The sequence below is a fragment of the Sphingomonas sp. S-NIH.Pt15_0812 genome (genome assembly GCF_003951315.1).
In the GTDB taxonomy this organism is placed as follows: domain Bacteria; phylum Pseudomonadota; class Alphaproteobacteria; order Sphingomonadales; family Sphingomonadaceae; genus Sphingomonas.
In genome coordinates this window covers 43,735-60,784 of record NZ_QLJH01000011.1, presented here as the reverse complement: position 1 = coordinate 60,784, position 17,050 = coordinate 43,735, and the positions used below count along the sequence as shown (strand labels likewise).

General features: G+C 69.2%; 16 protein-coding genes. 9 read left to right on the top strand and 7 right to left on the bottom strand.

Translation table 11 applies throughout. From position 1 onward, the window contains the following. Nucleotides 1-24: 24 nt before the first annotated feature. Nucleotides 25-2,124, bottom strand: coding sequence for a malate synthase G (locus tag BRX43_RS09305; RefSeq protein WP_125994579.1), 2,100 nt, complete (start codon nt 2,122-2,124; stop codon nt 25-27). Between the two features lie 93 nt (nt 2,125-2,217). Between BRX43_RS09305 and BRX43_RS09300 the strand changes: the two genes are divergently transcribed. Beyond that, on the top strand, nt 2,218-3,129 hold the full coding sequence (locus tag BRX43_RS09300; RefSeq protein ID WP_241214874.1) for a LysR family transcriptional regulator: 912 nt from the start codon (nt 2,218-2,220) through the stop codon (nt 3,127-3,129). Here BRX43_RS09300 and BRX43_RS09295 read toward each other — a convergent pair. The 4 genes from BRX43_RS09295 to hppD are packed head-to-tail and all read right to left on the bottom strand — an operon-like array spanning nt 3,113 to nt 6,500. Beyond that, entirely contained in the window at nt 3,113-3,472 is a 360-nt protein-coding gene (locus BRX43_RS09295) for a Rieske (2Fe-2S) protein (protein WP_125994577.1), read from the bottom strand. The two genes, BRX43_RS09300 and BRX43_RS09295, sit on opposite strands and share 17 nt — an antisense overlap. Then, the gene (maiA, locus tag BRX43_RS09290) at nt 3,469-4,107 is read right to left on the bottom strand and encodes a maleylacetoacetate isomerase (RefSeq protein WP_206433172.1); all 639 of its coding nucleotides are present in this window, start codon (nt 4,105-4,107) and stop codon (nt 3,469-3,471) included. The genes BRX43_RS09295 and maiA overlap by 4 nt, the downstream gene beginning before the upstream one ends. Then, nucleotides 4,104-5,402, bottom strand: a complete 1,299-nt coding sequence (gene hmgA, locus BRX43_RS09285; protein ID WP_125994576.1) for a homogentisate 1,2-dioxygenase — start codon at nt 5,400-5,402, stop codon at nt 4,104-4,106. Before hmgA ends, maiA begins: the two co-directional genes overlap by 4 nt. Nucleotides 5,403-5,429: 27 nt before the next feature. Next, nucleotides 5,430-6,500 carry a 4-hydroxyphenylpyruvate dioxygenase gene (gene hppD / locus BRX43_RS09280; protein WP_206433171.1) on the bottom strand — a complete coding sequence of 357 codons (1,071 nt, stop codon included), beginning with the start codon at nt 6,498-6,500 and terminating at the stop codon, nt 5,430-5,432. A gap of 87 nt (nt 6,501-6,587) precedes the next feature. Here hppD and BRX43_RS09275 point away from each other — a divergent pair, with 87 nt between their 5' ends. After that, on the top strand, nt 6,588-7,037 hold the full coding sequence (locus BRX43_RS09275; RefSeq protein ID WP_125994574.1) for a MarR family transcriptional regulator: 450 nt from the start codon (nt 6,588-6,590) through the stop codon (nt 7,035-7,037). 163 nt (nt 7,038-7,200) lie between these two features. Here the strand turns inward: BRX43_RS09275 and BRX43_RS09270 are convergent, their stop codons facing one another. Continuing rightward, the gene (locus BRX43_RS09270) at nt 7,201-9,834 is read right to left on the bottom strand and encodes a valine--tRNA ligase (protein ID WP_125994573.1); all 2,634 of its coding nucleotides are present in this window, start codon (nt 9,832-9,834) and stop codon (nt 7,201-7,203) included. A gap of 117 nt (nt 9,835-9,951) precedes the next feature. Between BRX43_RS09270 and BRX43_RS20285 the strand changes: the two genes are divergently transcribed. Further along, nucleotides 9,952-10,104, top strand: a complete 153-nt coding sequence (locus BRX43_RS20285) for a hypothetical protein (protein WP_164523571.1) — start codon at nt 9,952-9,954, stop codon at nt 10,102-10,104. 4 nt (nt 10,105-10,108) lie between these two features. On the opposite strand, the gene BRX43_RS09265 is transcribed toward BRX43_RS20285, so the two are convergent. After that, a complete protein-coding gene (locus BRX43_RS09265; RefSeq protein ID WP_125994638.1) occupies nt 10,109-11,005 on the bottom strand; it encodes a histone deacetylase in 897 nt (298 codons plus the stop codon). Between the two features lie 49 nt (nt 11,006-11,054). Between BRX43_RS09265 and BRX43_RS09260 the strand changes: the two genes are divergently transcribed. The 6 genes from BRX43_RS09260 to BRX43_RS09235 are packed head-to-tail and all read left to right on the top strand — an operon-like array spanning nt 11,055 to nt 16,991. After that, nucleotides 11,055-12,011, top strand: a complete 957-nt coding sequence (locus BRX43_RS09260) for an alpha/beta hydrolase (RefSeq protein WP_125994572.1) — start codon at nt 11,055-11,057, stop codon at nt 12,009-12,011. After that, nucleotides 12,008-12,523, top strand: coding sequence for an RNA pyrophosphohydrolase (locus tag BRX43_RS09255; protein WP_125994571.1), 516 nt, complete (start codon nt 12,008-12,010; stop codon nt 12,521-12,523). Before BRX43_RS09260 ends, BRX43_RS09255 begins: the two co-directional genes overlap by 4 nt. Nucleotides 12,524-12,533: 10 nt before the next feature. After that, on the top strand, nt 12,534-13,469 hold the full coding sequence (locus tag BRX43_RS09250) for a DUF481 domain-containing protein (RefSeq protein WP_241214873.1): 936 nt from the start codon (nt 12,534-12,536) through the stop codon (nt 13,467-13,469). Between the two features lie 56 nt (nt 13,470-13,525). After that, nucleotides 13,526-14,728 (top strand): hydrolase, encoded by a 1,203-nt coding sequence (locus BRX43_RS09245; protein ID WP_125994570.1) that lies wholly within the window; start codon nt 13,526-13,528, stop codon nt 14,726-14,728. Continuing rightward, nucleotides 14,725-15,741 (top strand): arginine N-succinyltransferase, encoded by a 1,017-nt coding sequence (locus BRX43_RS09240; RefSeq protein WP_125994569.1) that lies wholly within the window; start codon nt 14,725-14,727, stop codon nt 15,739-15,741. Before BRX43_RS09245 ends, BRX43_RS09240 begins: the two co-directional genes overlap by 4 nt. Then, nucleotides 15,741-16,991, top strand: coding sequence for an N-succinylarginine dihydrolase (locus BRX43_RS09235; RefSeq protein WP_206433170.1), 1,251 nt, complete (start codon nt 15,741-15,743; stop codon nt 16,989-16,991). Before BRX43_RS09240 ends, BRX43_RS09235 begins: the two co-directional genes overlap by 1 nt. Nucleotides 16,992-17,050 lie beyond the last annotated feature (59 nt).

Sequence of the window (17,050 nt, the reverse complement as noted above, 5' to 3'; positions counted from 1 at the left end):
AGCCAGGTCCCGTCTCGGGCCCGGTCAGGCGGCCGCCTTGGCCTCGGCGCGGAAGCGGTGGAGCAGCGGCTCGGTATAGCCATTGGGCTGCGCGCATCCCTCGAACACCAGCGCCCGCGCCGCCTGGAAGGCGATGCTGTCCGCCGCGCGCCCCGCCATCGGCTGGTAGAGCGGATCGCCGTCATTCTGCGCATCGACCTTCGCCGCCATCCGCGCCAGCGCCGCCTCGACCTGTTCCGCCGTGACGATCCCGTGCAGCAGCCAATTGGCGATATGCTGCGACGAGATACGCAGCGTCGCGCGATCCTCCATCAGCCCCACGTCATGGATGTCGGGCACCTTGGAACAGCCGATCCCCTGATCGATCCAGCGGACGACATAACCGAGCAGCCCCTGCGCATTATTATCGAGTTCCTCGGCGATCGCCGCCGCGTCCCAATCGGGCCGGATCGCGACCGGCGGGGCCAGCAGGCGGTCGACCGCGGCGACCGGCTCCGCCGCCCGCTCCGCCTGGCGCGCGGCGACATCGACCCGGTGGTAATGCGTCGCGTGCAGGGTCGCGGCGGTCGGGCTCGGCACCCAGGCGGTGGTCGCCCCGGCACGAGGATGCGCGATCTTCTGGTCGAGCATCTCGGCCATCCGGTCGGGGGCGGCCCACATGCCCTTGCCGATCTGCGCCCGCCCGGCGAAGCCGCAGGCCAGCCCGATCTGCACGTTGCGATCCTCATAGGCGGCGATCCAGTCGGCCGCCTTCATCGCGCCCTTCCGGATCATCGGGCCGGCCTGCATGGCGGTGTGGATCTCGTCGCCGGTCCGGTCCAGAAAGCCGGTGTTGATGAAGACGATCCGATGCCGCACCGCATGGATGCACGCGGCCAAATTGGCGGAGGTGCGCCGCTCCTCGTCCATCAGGCCGATCTTGATCGTGTGGCGCTCCAGCCCCAGCAGATCCTCGACCGCATCGAACAGCCGGTCGCTGAACGCCGCCTCGGCCGGACCGTGCATCTTGGGCTTGACGATATAGATCGACCCGGCGCGACTGTTCGCGCGCGCGCCGTTGCGATCGTGGAGTGCGATCAGGCTGGTGACGATCGCATCGACGATCCCCTCCGGCGCGTCCCGGCCATCGGCCATCCGCACTGCCGGGGTGGTCATCAGATGGCCGACATTGCGGACGAACAACAGGCTGCGGCCCTTCAGCGTGAAGGGACGGCCGTCCAGTCCCCGATAGGCCCGATCGGGTGCGAGATCGCGCGCGAGCCGCCGCCCCTGCTTCTCGAACGTTTCGGACAGGTCGCCGCGCATCAGGCCCAGCCAATTGGCATAGGCCTGCACCTTGTCCGCCGCATCGACCGCCGCGACCGAATCCTCCAGGTCGCAGATCGTGGTCAGCGCCGATTCGAGCAGGATATCGGCCAACCCCGCCGGATCGTCGCGGCCGATCGGGTGATCGCGGTCGATGACCAGTTCGATGTGCAGGCCATGGTGGCGCAGCAGCCAATGGTCGCCGGCCCGGCCGACCAGTTGCGCCGCATCCGCCAGCCGGGGCGTGTCACCGGTCCAGTCCGCCCATGTCCCCTCCGCCAACGGCACCGCCGCGTCGAGAAACGCCTTGGCCCAGCCGATCACCTGCGCGCCGCGACCGGCATCATAGCCGCCGCCCGCCACGACCGGTGCGATCGCATCGCTGCCGTACAACGCATCGTACAGGCTGCCCCAGCGCGCATTGGCGGCGTTGAGCAGGAAGCGGGCGTTGAGGATCGGCACGACCAGTTGCGGCCCGGCGAGCCGCGCCACTTCCGCATCGACGCCCTGCGGGTCGATCGTGAACGGCGCGGGCGCGTCGACCAGATAGCCGATGTCCCGCAGGAACGCCTGATAGGCGGCCTGGTCGACCGGCGCGCCGGCATGGCGGCGATGCCAATCGTCCAGCGCCGCCTGCATCCGATCGCGCCCGGCGAGCAGCGCCGCATTTTCCGGCGCGAAGCGGGCCAGGATCGCCGCGAAACCGGACCAGAATGCCGCCGGGGCGATCCCGGTGCCCCGCAGCGCCCGGTCTTCCAGGAACGTCGCCAGGGCCGGATCGACGGTCAGGCCGGCATGTCGATGCTGCGTATCGCTCATTGTCCACTCCTCTGCCGCCGGTATACAGCACTCCCGGTCGTTCTGTAGACGCCGATATGTCGATGCAGTCGTTCCTCTGGGGAATGAATGATGATGGACCCCGATTATGACCTCTTCGTCGCGGCGGCGCTGCATGGCAGTCTGGCGGCGGGCGGGCGCGCACTCGGCATTTCCGCCACCATGGCGTCGCGGCGGATCGCCCGGCTGGAGCAGCGGCTGGGCGCGCAACTCATCCATCGCAGCACCCGCCGCTTCGCGCTGACCCAGGCCGGCGAACGCTTCCATGGCGAGTTGCAGCAGATCCAGGCGCAATTGCATCAGGCCGAGGTCCGGGTCAGCGGCCGGCTCGACACGCCGTCCGGGCCGTTCCGCCTATCCGCGCCGACCTCCTTCGGACGGCTGTACATCGCCCCCCTGTTGCCCGAGTTCCTGGTCCGCCATCCGCAGGTCGCGCTGTCGGTCGACCTGTCCGATGGCTTTGTCGATCTGGTGGCCGGGCGCATCGACTGCGCGATCCGCATCGCCTCCGACATTCCGTCCAGCCTGCAGTCCCACCGACTGGGCGACAGCCGCCGAGTGCTGTGTGCCGCTCCCGCCTATCTGGCGGAGGCCGGCATCCCGCGCACGATCGACGACCTATCCGCGCATCGCCTGCTCGCGGCGGACGGGCAGATGCCGTGGCGACTGCTGCACGGCCATCGCCATGTCGTGATCGACCGGCCCAGCCATGTCCGCACCAACAGCAGCGAGCTGATCCGCGAGCTGACCCTGTCCGGCATGGGGGTCGCGCTGCGTTCGCTCTGGGACGTGGGCGACGCCTTGCGCGGCGGCCGTTTGGTTCGCGTCCTGCCCGAATGCCAGGGATCGAGCCGGGTCGGTATCCACGCCGTCCATCTGCGCGCGACGATAGTGCCGCCGGCCGTGCCCGCGTTCATCGCCTTCCTGCGCGAACGGCTCGACCCGGCAGCCTGGGACCGGGTGGATCAGTCTAGGCGGTGCGGATGATCCCGTCGACCACCGTCACCGGCCAGGGCGTCAGACGCTGCCCGGCGCACGGGCCGCCGACGCACAGGCCGTCCGCCACCTCGAACAGCGCGCCGTGCCAGCTGCACGCGATCCGGCCGCCGTCCGGCGTCAGATAGTCGTCCATCGTCTGCGCCAGCGGCAGGCCCAGATGCGGACAGCGATCGACATAGCCGTGCACCTCGCTCCCCCGCCGTACGACGAAGCCATGGAAGCGCCCGGCGCGCATCTGCACGACGAAGTTGCGCGCCGCGCCGTCCGCCACCAGGTCGAGCGCGCCCAGCGCCACCCCGGCCGGCGTTGCGGTCAGACGTTCGTCGCTCACCGATCCGCGTCGGGCTGGCGGTCGGGATGCGCGGCTGCGATCTCGGGCAGCGCCATCGCCCGCTCTCCCGCATCGACCAGCGCCGGGAAGCGCGTCAGGTCGACCGCGAAACGTCGCGCCGCGTAGAGCGCCGGCACGATGCAGCAATCCGCCAGCGTCGGCCGGTCGCCATAGGCGAAGCCGTCGCCATGCCGCTCGACCAGCCGATCGACCGCCGCCAGCCCGTCGCCAAGCCAATGCGCGATCCAGCGCTGCACCGCCGTGTCATCGGCGCCGAACTCTTTCCGCAGGGCGTTGAGCACGCGCAGATTGTGGAGCGGATGCGTGTCGCTGGCGATGGTCGCCGCCATGGACCGCACGATCGCGCGGCCATTCGGATCGCCGGGCAGCAACGGTGGCTGCGGATGGCATTCGTCCAGCCATTCGAGGATGGCGACGCTTTGCGTCAGCACCAGGTCGCCGGCCTTCAGCGTCGGCACCAGCCGTTGCGGGTTGAGCCGGGCGTAATCGTCCGCCCTTTGTGCGCCGGTGCGCAGGTCGTGATGGACCTGTTCATGGGCGACGCCCTTCAGCGCCAGCCCGATCCGCACGCGATAGGCCGCGCTCGACCGCCAGTAGCCGTGCAGCCGGATCATCGCGGCAGCACCGCCTTGAGGAAGTCCGCCCAGACCGCGTCATAATCGAGCTGGCTATGCGTCAGGGCGAAGTCGGTCGGGCGATAGGGCCAGCAGCTTTCCAGCATGAAGGCCATGGTGCCCGTGATCTTGTGCGGCTTCAGCTCCGCGTTCGACGCGCCCTGCCAGCTTGCCAAATCGGGGCCGTGCCCCGCCATCAGATTGTGCAGCGACAGGCCGCCGGGCTGGAACCCCTCCGCCTTGGCATCATAGGCGCCGGTGATCAGGCCCATCGCCTCCGACATGACGTTGCGGTGGAACCAGGGCGGGCGGAAACTGTCCTCCGCCACCATCCAGCGCGGCGGGAAGATGACGAAATCGGCATTGGCGCGACCGGGCACGTCGCTGGGCGAGGTCAGCACGGTGAAGATCGACGGATCGGGATGGTCGAAACTGACCGTGTTGATCGTGTTGAACCGCGACAGGTCGTAGCGCCAGGGGGCGAGATTGCCGTGCCATGCGACCACGTCGAGCGGACTATGGTCGAGCGTCATCGTCCAGAGCGAACCCATGAACTTCTGCACGACCTCGGTCGGCCCGTCGCGGTCCTCGTACCAGGCGACCGGCGTCTCGAAATCGCGCGGATTGGCGAGCCCGTTCGCCCCGATCGGTCCCAGATCGGGCAGACGGAACAGCGCGCCGTGATTCTCGGCGACATAGCCGCGCGCCGCGCCGTCGGGCAGCAGCGCGCGGAAGCGGACGCCGCGCGGAACCAGCGCGATCTGCCCCGGCGCGACGACCATCCGGCCGAGTTCGGTCAGCAGTTCCAGCCGCCCGTCCTGCGGAATGAACAGCAACTCGCCATCCGCATCGACGAAGACTCGGTCGACCATGTCCCGGCCCGCCGCATAGACGTGCAGCGCGACGCCCTCCAGATCCTCGGGCGGGCGGTTGACCAGCATCGTGGTCATGCCGTCGATCAGGTCGACCGCCGTCCCGGTCGCGACGATCGGGTCCCAGCGAAGCCGGTTGGGGGCGAGCGCCGCGTCGCCGCTCCCCCGCACGAACCGCCTGGCGCCGGCATAGGGCTGATAGGCGGGATGCTCGGCGGTCGGCCGCATCCGGTAGAGCCAGGAGCGCCGGTTCTCATGCCTGGGCGCGGTGAAGGCGGTCCCGGACAATTGCTCGGCATAGAGGCCGAAGGGCGGACGCTGCGGCGAGTTGCGCCCGATCGGCAGCGCCCCCGCCACCGCCTCGGTCGCGACATGGTTGCCGAAGCCGGGGATATAGCCGTCGTCGGTGCGCTGCTCGGTCATCGCGTCCTCCGTTCCGCTCGGGATCAATCAGGCGTCCACCGTCACCACGCCGCGACGGATCTGGTCCAGCTCGATGCTTTCGTACAGCGCCTGGAAGTTGCCGTTGCCGAAGCCCTCATTGCCCTTGCGCTGGATGATCTCGAAGAAGATCGGACCGAACATGTTCTCGGTGAAGATCTGGAGCAGGATGCCCTCCTCCTTCACGTCACCGTCGATCAGGATGCGGTTGCGGCGCAGCCGCTCCAGATCCTCGCCATGGCCGGGGACGCGCTTGTCGACCAATTCGTAATAGGTCTCGATCGTGTCCTGCAACCGCACGCCGCGATCCCGCAGCTTCTCGACGGTGGAGAAGATGTCGTCGGTGGTCAGCGCCAGATGCTGGATGCCCTCGCCATTATAGTCGCGGATGAACTCCTCGATCTGGCTCTTGTCGTCCTGGCTCTCGTTCAGCGGGATGCGGATCGCCTTGTCCGGCGCGATCATCGCCTGGCTGAACAGGCCGGTGGCCTTGCCCTTGATGTCGAAATATTTCTGCTCTTCGAAGCCGAAGATCTGGTTGTAGAAGGTCGACCAGGTCCGCATCTGCCCGCGCCGGACATTGTGGGTCAGATGGTCGAGCAGGTCGAGTCCGACCGTGTTGGCGGCCTCCGCCTCGGCCGCGCCCGGCTCCGCCTGCCAATCGTCATAGAGCGAGCCGGCTGCGCCGTGGCGATCGACCAGATAGAGCAGCGAGCCGCCGATCCCCTCCAGCACATAGGCGCCCTCGCCCAGCGCGCTGGTCGACGCATCGGCCGCCTTCGCCCCGCGCGCCAGTGCCGCGTCGAACGCCGCCTTGGCGTCGGCGACGCGGAACGCCATGCCGTTCGCGGAGGGGCCATGGTCGCGGCGGAAGTCGGCCGCCTGGCCCTCGCTCATGCGGTTGAGCAGCAGGTTGATGCGCCCCTGCTTGTAGCGGACCACGTCGCGGCTCGGATGGCGCGAGGCGACGACGAAGCCGAGCTGCTCGAACTGCGCGGCCATGCGCTCGGGATCGGGGGAGGTGAATTCGCAGAACTCGAATCCGTCCAGACCCATCGGGTTGACGTCCATATGGTCCATCGTCACTCTCCTGTGGCACCAAAACTGGTATCCGTTGATACCAACATCCATCTTTGCGACGTCGGTGTCAACGGGTACGCTCGGTCCATGACCACGCCGCTGCTCGCCCTGGACGACTTCCTTCCCTATCGTCTGTCCTTCACCTCGAACCTGGTCAGCGACACGATCGCGCGGGCCTATGAGTCGCTGTTCGGGCTGTCGATCCCGGAATGGCGGCTGGTGACGGTGGTGGCGGAGACGGGCGGCATCACCCAGGCGGCGATCGGCGTGCGGACGCGGATGGACAAGGTGACGGTCAGCCGCGCCGCCATCGCGCTGGTCGAGCGCGGACTGATGGCGCGGACGCCCAATCCGGACGACCGGCGCTCGCATCTGTTGCGGCTGACGCCCTCGGGCGAGTCGCTCTACGCGGCGGTCGCGCCCAAGGCGATCGAGCTGGAACGCCGCATCTTCTCCGCCTTCCGGCCGGAGGAACTGGCGCAATTCGCGGCGATGCTGCGGCGGATCGACGAACGGGCGCTGTTGGCGGCGGAGTGACGGATGGGCGTGGGCTGAACGGAACGGTCACCATTCCTTCCAACCTGTTCCCCGGCGAAGGTCGGGGCCCAGTTGGGTGACGACGGACAACGCTCCGTTACCACCGCCTTCCCAACTGGTCCCCGGCCTTCGCCGGGGAACAGGATGTTAAGCGAACAGCGACCTACCCCAGGCGCGTCAGCGCCGCCTGCAACCGGCTCGCCTCCGCCGTCTTGTCGGCGTGATCGGCGCGCGCCTTCTCCACCGCTTCCGGCTTGGCGCGCTCGACAAAGCTGGCATTGCCCAGGCGGCCAGCCAGCGCGTCGCGCTCCTTCTCCGCCGCCGCGATCGCCTTGGTCAGGCGGGCGCGCTCGGCCTCCAGGTCGATGACCCCGGCCAGCGGCAGGACGAAGGTCGCCTCGTCCACCACCACCTGCGCCGCGCCGCCGCTCGGCTCCTCCGCACCCGCCGCGACCAGATCGACGCGGGCCAGCCGCGCCAGCGCCGCCGCCTGTCGGACGAGACGTGCGTTCGTTCCCTCGCCCGCGTCACGGACATGGAGCGGCAGACGCGCGCCGGGCGGCACGTTCAGCTCGGTGCGCGCCGCGCGGATCTCCGACACCAGCCGGATCAGCCAGTCGATCTCGCGGCTCGCCTCCGGGTTCAGGCTGCGCGCATCGGGCTGCGGCCAGTGACCGACGATCAGGTCATGGTCGCGCGGGGCCAGGCCGTGCCACAACTCCTCGGTGATGAAGGGCATGAACGGGTGGAGCAGCGCCAGGATCTGGTCGAGCGTCCAGCCCGCCACCGCCCGGGTCTCCTCGTCGATCTGGCCCTTGATCAGCTCGAGATACCAGTCGCAGAACCGGCTCCAGACGAATTGGTAGATCGCGTTCGCCGCCGCGTCGAACCGCAGCTCCGCCAACGCCAGGTCGACCGCCTGCACGGTCGCGACGCATTCGGCGATGATCCACTGGTTGACCGCATGGGTCGCGACCGGCGGCTCCAGCGTCGACGATCCGCCGATGCCGTTGCCCTGCGCGAAGCGGGCCGCGTTCCACAGCTTGGTGGCGAAGTTGCGATAGCCCTCGACCCGCTTCTCATCCATCTTGATGTCGCGGCCCTGGCTTTCCATTGCCGCCATGAAGAAGCGCAGCGCGTCGGCGCCGTACGTGTCGATCAGGCCGAGCGGATCGACCGTATTGCCCTTGGACTTCGACATCTTCGCGCCATCGGCGGCACGGACCAGCCCGTGGAGGTAGAGCTTGCGGAACGGCACGTCCTTCAGGAAGTGCATCCCCTGCATCATCATCCGCGCGTTCCAGAAGAACAGGATGTCGAAGCCGGAGATCAGCACGTCGTTGGGATAGCGGCCGCCCAGCGTCGGATCGCCGTCGTTCGGCCAGCCGAGCGTCGCGAACGGCCACAGCGCCGAGGAGAACCAGGTGTCGAGCACATCCGGATCGCGGACCAGCGCGACGCCCGCGCCCGCCAGCGCCTGCGCCTCCTCCTCGGTCTCGGCGACATAGGCCTTGCCCTCGCCATCGAACCAGGCCGGGATCTGGTGGCCCCACCAGAGCTGGCGGCTGACGCACCAGGGCTGGATATTCTCCATCCAGTTGAAGAAGGTCTTCTCCCAGCTTTTTGGCACCAGCGCGATGTCGCCCTTGCGCACCGCCTCGATCGCCGGCTGCGCCAGCGTCTTGGCATCGACATACCATTGGTCGGTCAGCCAGGGCTCGATCACCACGCCCGACCGGTCGCCATAGGGCGTCTGGATCACGCGATCCTCGATCCGCGCCAGCGCGCCGGCCTCCTCCAGCAGTGCGACGATCCGCTTGCGCGCGTCCGCCCGGTCCAGGCCGATCAGTTCGTCGGGGATCAGGCCATCGGCGGTCTGCACGATCTCGCCGCGCGCGCCCAGCATGTTGAGCATGTCGCGCGCCTCGATCCCCGCACGACGGCCGACCTCGAAATCGTTGAAGTCGTGGCCGGGCGTGATCTTCACCGCGCCGGAGCCCAGCGCCGGGTCGGCATGGTCGTCGGCGACGATCGGGATCAGCCTTCCGGTGATCGGCAGGCGCACCTGACGCCCGACCAGCGCGGTGTAGCGCTCGTCCGCCGGGTTCACCGCCACCGCCATGTCGGCCAGCATCGTCTCCGGCCGGGTGGTGGCGACGGAGATGGTGCCGCTGCCATCGGCCAGCGGATAGGTCAGGTGCCAGAACTTGCCCTGCACCTCGCGCGTCTCGACCTCCAGGTCGCTGATCGCGGTGCCCAGGCCCGGGTCCCAGTTGACCAGCCGCTTGTCGCGATAGAGCAGGCCCTGGCGGTGCAGTTCCACGAACACCTTGAGCACAGCGGCCGAGAAACCCTCGTCCATCGTGAACCGCTCGTTCGCCCAGTCCATCGAGCAGCCGAGCCGGCGGAGCTGGCGCGTGATCGCGCCGCCGCTTTCCGCCTTCCACTCCCACACCTTCTCGACGAAGCGCTGGCGGCCCATGGCGGTGCGCTTCTGCCCCTCCTTGGCCAGGTTGCGCTCGACGACCATCTGCGTCGCGATGCCGGCATGGTCGGTGCCGACCACCCACATCGCATCCTTGCCCTTCATCCGGGCATGGCGGGTCAGGATGTCCTGCAACGTATTGTCCAGCGCATGGCCGATATGCAGGCTGCCGGTGACGTTGGGCGGCGGGTTGACGATCGTCCAGGGCTCCGCGCCCGACCGGTCGGGGCGAAACAGGCCATTCTCCTCCCAATGCCGATACCAGCGGGATTCCATGTCGGCGGGGTCGAAGGTCTTGGGAAGCTCGGTCATGCCGCCGCTTTAGACGGAGGCGAGCGGGTTCGTCACCTCCCCTCGTGCAGGCTCCGATGCAAGAGCTAGGGAACGACGGGGGTGCCCGCGCGATTGGAAACGCGAAGGAGACGCAAGGTGGACGATCCGATCAAGCCGACCACGGAAACCGACGATCCCAACCTGTCGACCGAGCACCAGCGCGACGGCGACGCCCGCCGCCCCTCCGACACGCTCGACAAGGGTCAATCCGACAAGGAGACGATCCCGCGCAAATCCTCGCTGACCTGATCGATCAGCCGAGCGTGTCGGCGAGGGTCAGGATCGAGTCGACATGACGGCGCGCGATCGCCATCACATCGTCGCCATAGCCGCCGCCGACCGTCGTCGCGATCGGCAGGCCACGCCGTTTCGCCAGCCCGGCGACCAGCCGCTCGCGTTCCGCCAGCCCGTTCAGCGACAGCGACAGCCGCCCGAGCCGGTCCTCCGCGAACGGGTCGACGCCCGCCTGGTAGAGGATCAGGTCGGGCGCGTGATCGTCGAGCAGCGGCACCAGGGTGCGCTCCAGCGTCGACAGATATTCGTCGTCGCCCACACCGTCCGGCAGTCCCACGTCCAGCGTCGACCGCGCCTTGCGCGCCGGGAAGTTCTTCTCGGCATGGATCGAATAGGTCGCGATCTCCGGCCGTCCGGCGGTCAGCGCCGCCGTGCCATCGCCCTGATGGACGTCGACATCGACGATCAGGACGCGCCGGACGGTGCGTTCCTCGACCAGGCGGATCGCCGCCACCGCCAGGTCGTTGAACACGCAATAGCCCGCGCCGGTATCGTGCAGCGCATGATGGCTGCCCCCCGCGGTATTGGCGGCGAATCCCCGCTCCAGCGCCAGTATCGCCGCGGCCCAGGTGCCGCCCGGCACCATCGCCGCGCGTCGTGCCACCGTCTCGGTCACCGGAAAGCCGATGCGCCGCGACTTGGCCGCCGGTACGCGCGCCTCCAGCACCTCGGCGACATAGTCGGGATCGTGCGTCGCCTCCAGCCACGGCAGAGGCATCGCGTCCGGGCGGTGCCATTCCACCCGAGCGCCTTCCGCCAGCAGCAGATCGCGGATCGCGCCGTTCTTGCCCCAACGATAGGTGGAGCGGGCCGGCGCTTCGGTGACATAGGCGGGATGATGGACGACGGGGATCACGCCCCCTAGGTAGGGCGTCAGCAGCCAGGCCCAACCCCTGCGGAGGATCATGACCAAGACACCCTTCGTCCGACCCGATGTCGCCAAGTTCCTGGAGTATCTGGAATCCGTCCCCGGCCCCCGGCTCCACCAGCTCGCCCCGGCGGAGGCGCGCGCGCTGGTGCGGGCGATGCAGGGCGTCGCCGACCTGCCCGCCCCGGCGCTGGCCATGGTGCGGGATTTTGCGATTCCCGGTCCCGCCGGCGCGATCCCGGCGCGGCTCTACGACGCGGCCGAGACGCGCGCGCCCGGCCCCGTGCTGCTCTTCCTGCACGGCGGCGGCTGGGTGGTCGGCGATATCGCCAGCTATGCCAGCCCCTGTGCGGAGCTGGCGCGCGTGCTCGACATTCCGGTGGTGGCGATCGACTATCGCCTCGCGCCCGAACATGCCTGGCCGGCCGCGCCCGCGGATTGCGAGGCGGCGGCGCGCTGGATCGCCGACAGCCCGGACGAGCTCGGCCGTTCGGTCACCGGGCTGGTGCTGTGCGGCGACAGCGCGGGCGGCAACCTGACCATCGTCACCGCGCTGGCTTTGCGCGACGAGCCGGCGGCGGTGCCGGTGCTGGTCCAGGCGCCGCTCTATCCGGCAACCGACATGGTCACCGACTATCCGTCGGCCGAGGCCTTCAGCGAGGGCTATCTACTGACGCAGGACACGATGCGCTGGTTCGGCAAGGCCTATGCCCCCAGCCCGTCCGACCGCCGCGCGTCGCCGCTGCTCCACGACCTGTCCGGTCTGCCGCCGGCGGTGATCGTCGCCGCCGGGCTGGACCCGATCCGCGACCAGGGCCGCGCCTATGCCGCCGCGCTGGCGATGGCCGGCGTGCCCGTCACCTATCGCGAGGCGTCGGGCACGCTCCACGGCTTCCTCCAGCTGCGCCGGGCGATCCCGTCGAGCGTCGGCGACGTCGCCGGCTTCACCACGGCGCTGAAAGCCGCCATCGCCGAGGCGGGAGAGGCCGAATGACCGACCTGCCCTATCGTCCCTGCGCCGGCATCATGCTGATCGACCGGCAGGGCCGCGCCTTTGTCGGCCAGCGGATGGATTCGACCCTGGAGGCCTGGCAGATGCCGCAGGGCGGGATCGACCCCGGCGAGGAGCCACTGACCGCCGCGACCCGTGAGCTCCGGGAAGAGACCGGCGTCGCCAGCGACAAGGTGGAACTGATCGCCGCACCGGACCGGGAATTCGTCTACGACCTGCCCGACGAGTTGATCGGCAAGGTGTGGAAGGGCAAGTGGCGCGGGCAGCGGCAGCGCTGGTTCCTGTTCCGCTTCCTGGGCGAGGACGGCGATGTCGACATCGCCACGCCGCATCCCGAATTCCGTAGCTGGCGCTGGATCGACCCGGCGGACCTGCCGCGACTGGTGGTGCCGTTCAAGCGCGACCTGTACGAGGCGGTGCTGGCCGCGTTCCAGCCCCATCTCGGCCCGCAAATTGGTATCGAAGCGGTTCCCCAGGCGGATCGCCCGCGCTAGGGAACGGGTCGTGTTTGCTGCCCTTTTTTCCGCCCTAGCGTCCGTCACCGTTCCGGCCGCCGCCGTGCCCGCCCCGCCCCAGTCGGATGGCGGGACGTCGGCGGGCGGACAGATGATCCCGGAGAATATCCGGGCGATGCTGGATGCCGCGATCGAGTCGGGCAATGACGGCGAGGTCTCGACCATCGTCAAATATGCCCGCGCCGCCGATCCGATGAGCGGCGACGCGGTGCTGGCGATCGCGCAGAAATGGCGGGCCGATCGCGAGGCGCAGCGCCGCCAGGTGATCCGTCAGGCCGGCTTCCTCAATCTGTGGAAGGGGCGGGCCGAGCTGGGCGGCTTCATCACCACCGGCAATTCGGAAACCAAGGGCGGCAGCATCATCCTCGACGCCTCGCGCGAGGGGCTGCAATGGCGGCACAAATTCCGGGCGCAGGCCGATTTCCAGGAAAGCCTGGGCGTCACCACGCGCGAACATTACCTCGTGTCCTACGAGCCCAACTACAAGTTCGGCGAGCGCGCCTATGTCTATGGCGCGTCGCAATATGAGAGCGACCGGTTCCTGGGCTACTATAACCGTCTCTCCATTTCCTCCGGTCTGGGCTATAGCGCGATCAAGCGCAGCAACCTGCAACTGGACCTGGAGGTCGGGCCCGGCTTCCGCCACACCGAATTCACCGACTCCAATATCGAATCGAGCATCGCCGGGCGCGGTTCGATCGATTTCCGCTGGCGGATCATGGGCGGCCTGTCGCTGACCCAGAATGCCTCCGCCTATGTGCAGAAGTACAACAGCACGGTGAACGGCACGACATCGGTGAACGCCAAGCTGATGGGTCCGCTGTCCGCCGCGCTTTCCTATAACTTCCAGTATGAAAGCCAGCCGCCGACCGGCCGCCAGACCACCGACACGATTACCCGCGCCTCGCTGGTCTATTCCTTCTGATCCCGGCGCGGGCGGCGGATTTGCGCCCGCCCGCCGGTTCCGGCTACACCGCTGGCATGAGAGGGCATGAGGACCGGGAACGGTCGACGGTGGAACGCGCGCGCGAAGCGCCGATGCTGGCGCAGGTCGAACGCTGGGCATCGGTCAACAGCGGCACCCGCAACCTGGCCGGGCTGGCGACGATGGCGGGGTTGCTCGCCGACGCCTTCGCCGTGCTGCCGGGTGACATCCGCCTGATCGAGCCGGAGCCGGTGGAGACGGTCGGCGCGGACGGCATCGCCACCCCGATCTACCATGGTCGCCACCTGCTGCTGTCCGTCCGGCCGGAGGCGGAGCGGCGGCTGCTGTTCACCGGCCATATGGATACGGTCTATCCGGTCGATCACCCCTTCCAGTCGCTGGGCTGGCGGAGCGCGAACGAATTGGTCGGCCCCGGTGTCGCCGACATGAAGGGCGGACTGGCCGTTCTGCTCGCCGCCCTGGCGGCGGTCGAGGCGGCGGGGGTCGCGATCGGCTATGACGTGCTGATCAATTCGGACGAGGAGACCGGCTCGCTCTCCTCGCGCCGGCTGATCGAGCGGTGCGCGCGTGGCAAGCTCGCCGCGCTCACCTACGAACCCGCCTTGCCCGACGGTACGCTGGCCGGCGCGCGTGGGGGCACCGGCAATTTCTCGATCGTCGTGCGCGGGCGCAGCGCCCATGCCGGCCGCAATCCGGAGGAGGGGCGCAATGCGCTGGTCGCCGCCGCCGCGCTGGCGGTACGGCTGGCGGCGGCGGCGGTGCCGGGACTGACGGTCAATCCGGCGCGGATCGATGGCGGCGGCCCGAACAATGTTGTGCCCGACCTCACCGTCCTGCGCGTCAACTTCCGCCCGCGCCATGCCGAGGCCATCGCCGCCGCGCAGGCTGCGCTCGACCAGGCCGCCGCCGCCATCGCCGCCGAGCATGACGTGCAGGTCGCGGTGCATGGCAGCTTCAACCGCCCGCCCAAGCCGGTCGACGCGAGCGCCGCACGGCTTTTCGCGCTGGTCGAGCGATGCGGGACCGATCTGGGCCTGACCATCGCCCGGCGCGACACCGGCGGCGTGTGCGACGGCAACAACATCGCGGCGGCCGGCGTGCCGGTGATCGACACGATGGGGGTCCGCGGCGGCGCGATCCATTCGCCGGACGAATATCTGCTGGTCGACAGCCTGGCCGAACGCGCCGGCCTGTCGGCGCTCACCATCCTGCGGCTTGCAGAGGAAGGACTGGCGTGACGTTTCGAATCCGGGCGGCGACTGACGACGATCTCCAGCATCTCTATGAAATGGCCAAGCTGACCGGCGGCGGCTTCACCAACCTGCCGCCCGACCGCCGGGCGCTGCGCGCCAAGCTCGACCGCAGCCACGCCGCCTTCGGCCGGGACGAGGACGGCCTGTCCGACGAAGCCTTTGTGCTGATGCTGGAGAATGTCGAGACCGGCGAGGTGCGCGGCACCAGCCAGCTCTTCACCCAGGTCGGCCAGCACCACCCCTTCTACAGCTATCGCCTGGGCACCCTGACCCAGCATAGCCGCGAGCTGGGCCGCACCTTCCGCGCCGAGATGCTGTCGCTCGCCACCGATCTGGAGGGGTCGAGCGAGGTCGGCGGCCTGTTCCTCCACCCCGGCGAGCGGGCCGGCGGCCTCGGCCTGCTGCTCGCCCGGTCGCGCTACCTGTTCATCGCCAGCCACCGGGCGCGCTTCGCCGACCGCATCCTGGCCGAACTCCGCGGCATCATCGACGAGGCCGGGGGGTCGCCCTTCTGGGACGGGCTGGCCGGGCGGTTCTTCGGCATGAACTTCCAGGATGCCGACCAGTTCAATGCGATCAACGGCCACCAGTTCATCGCCGACCTGATGCCCAAGCATCCGATCTACACCGCCATGCTGTCCGAGGGCGCGCGCGCCGCGATCGGCCTGCCCCACCCCAATGGTCGCGCGGCGATGCGGATGCTGGAGCATGAGGGGTTCGCCTTCGAGAATTATCTCGACATCTTCGATGGCGGGCCGACCATGACCGCCCGCACCGACCAGGTCCGCTCGATCCGCGAGGCGCGTTCGGCCCGCATCGTCGCAATCGACCGCGACGGCGGAGCCGAGAGCCTGGTGTCGGTCGGCCGGCTCGGCACCTTCCGCTGCGCCTTCGGGCTGGTGCGCGAGGCGGGCGACGGCATCGTCCTGTCCGCCGATTGCGCGCGGACGCTGGGGGTCGGCGAGGACGACCAGGTCCTGCATGTGGGGCGGTGGTGATGCTGCGCGAGATCAATTTCGACGGGATCATCGGTCCCAGCCATAATTACGCCGGCCTCAGCCCCGGCAACCTGGCCGCGGCCCGCAATGCCGGCGCGACCGCCCATCCCCGCGCCGCCGCGTTGCAGGGCATCGCCAAGATGCGCGCCAACCTCGCGCTGGGCCTGACCCAGGGCATCCTCCTGCCCCATCCCCGACCGGATCATCGCTGGCTGGCATCGCTGTCGACCGACTATGCCACCGCCGCGCCGCACCTGCGCGCTCAGGCGCTGTCCGCCTCGGCCATGTGGGCCGCCAATGCCGCCACCGTCTCGCCCGCGCCGGATACGCGCGACGGCCGCTGCCACCTGACCGTCGCCAACCTCGTGACGATGCCGCATCGCAGCCACGAATGGCCGGCGACGCTGGCGCAGCTTCGCCTCGCCTTCGCCGATCCGACCTTCTTGGTGCACGGCCCCGTCCCCGCCCCCTTCGGCGACGAAGGCGCGGCGAACCATATGCGGCTCTGTGCCGGGCACGGCGCGGCCGGGCTGGAGATCTTCGTCTATGGCCGCAGCGGCGGCGGTTTCCCCGCCCGCCAGCACCGCACCGCCAGCGAGGCCATCGCCCGCGCCCACGGCCTGGACCCCGCCCGCACGCTCTTCGTCGAACAGTCGGAGGAGGCGATCGCCGCCGGGGCCTTCCACAATGACGTGGTCGCGGTCGCCGACGCGCGCGTGCTGTTCACCCACGAACAGGCCTTCGTCGATCCCGCCGGCACCTATGCGCGGATCCGCGCAGCGATGCCCGAGGTCGAGATCGTCGAGGTGCCCGCCGCGTCGGTCAGCCTGGCCGACGCGATCTCCTCCTATCTGTTCAACGCGCAACTGGTCACCACCCAGGACGGCCCGACGCTGATCCTGCCCGAGGAGGCGCGGGCCACGCCGTCGGTCTGGCGCTGGTTGCAGGAGCATGTCGCCGGCAACGGCCCGATCCGACGGCTGGAAGTGGTCGATGTCCGCGAATCCATGGCCAATGGCGGCGGCCCGGCCTGTCTGCGCCTGCGCGTCGTCGCCGATCCCGCGACCGTGGACCCCCGCTTCCTGGTCGACGACGCCCGGCTCGACCGGATCGCCACCGTCATCGAGCAGCATTGGCCCGAGCGGATCGAAGCCGACGCGATCGGCGACCCGGCGCTGATCGCGCAGATCGAAAGCGCCCGCGCCGCGCTGCTGGAAACGCTCGATCTTGTCGGTTTAATTGACAGTTAACCCTGTTCGTTAAACCCGGATCGACGGTATTCCGCCACTGGCGCGCGTCTTGCGTAACC

Bases quoted from the DNA above. Each gene is read 5' to 3' on its own strand.
- BRX43_RS09305 (WP_125994579.1), bottom strand. From the start codon at position 2,124: ATGAGCGATACGCAGCATCGACATGCCGGCCTGACCGTCGATCCGGCC.
- BRX43_RS09300 (WP_241214874.1), top strand. From the start codon at position 2,218: ATGGACCCCGATTATGACCTCTTCGTCGCGGCGGCGCTGCATGGCAGT.
- maiA (WP_206433172.1), bottom strand. From the start codon at position 4,107: ATGATCCGGCTGCACGGCTACTGGCGGTCGAGCGCGGCCTATCGCGTG.
- hmgA (WP_125994576.1), bottom strand. From the start codon at position 5,402: ATGACCGAGCAGCGCACCGACGACGGCTATATCCCCGGCTTCGGCAAC.
- hppD (WP_206433171.1), bottom strand. From the start codon at position 6,500: ATGGACCATATGGACGTCAACCCGATGGGTCTGGACGGATTCGAGTTC.
- BRX43_RS09275 (WP_125994574.1), top strand. From the start codon at position 6,588: ATGACCACGCCGCTGCTCGCCCTGGACGACTTCCTTCCCTATCGTCTG.
- BRX43_RS09270 (WP_125994573.1), bottom strand. From the start codon at position 9,834: ATGACCGAGCTTCCCAAGACCTTCGACCCCGCCGACATGGAATCCCGC.
- BRX43_RS09260 (WP_125994572.1), top strand. From the start codon at position 11,055: ATGACCAAGACACCCTTCGTCCGACCCGATGTCGCCAAGTTCCTGGAG.
- BRX43_RS09255 (WP_125994571.1), top strand. From the start codon at position 12,008: ATGACCGACCTGCCCTATCGTCCCTGCGCCGGCATCATGCTGATCGAC.
- BRX43_RS09245 (WP_125994570.1), top strand. From the start codon at position 13,526: ATGAGAGGGCATGAGGACCGGGAACGGTCGACGGTGGAACGCGCGCGC.
- BRX43_RS09235 (WP_206433170.1), top strand. From the start codon at position 15,741: ATGCTGCGCGAGATCAATTTCGACGGGATCATCGGTCCCAGCCATAAT.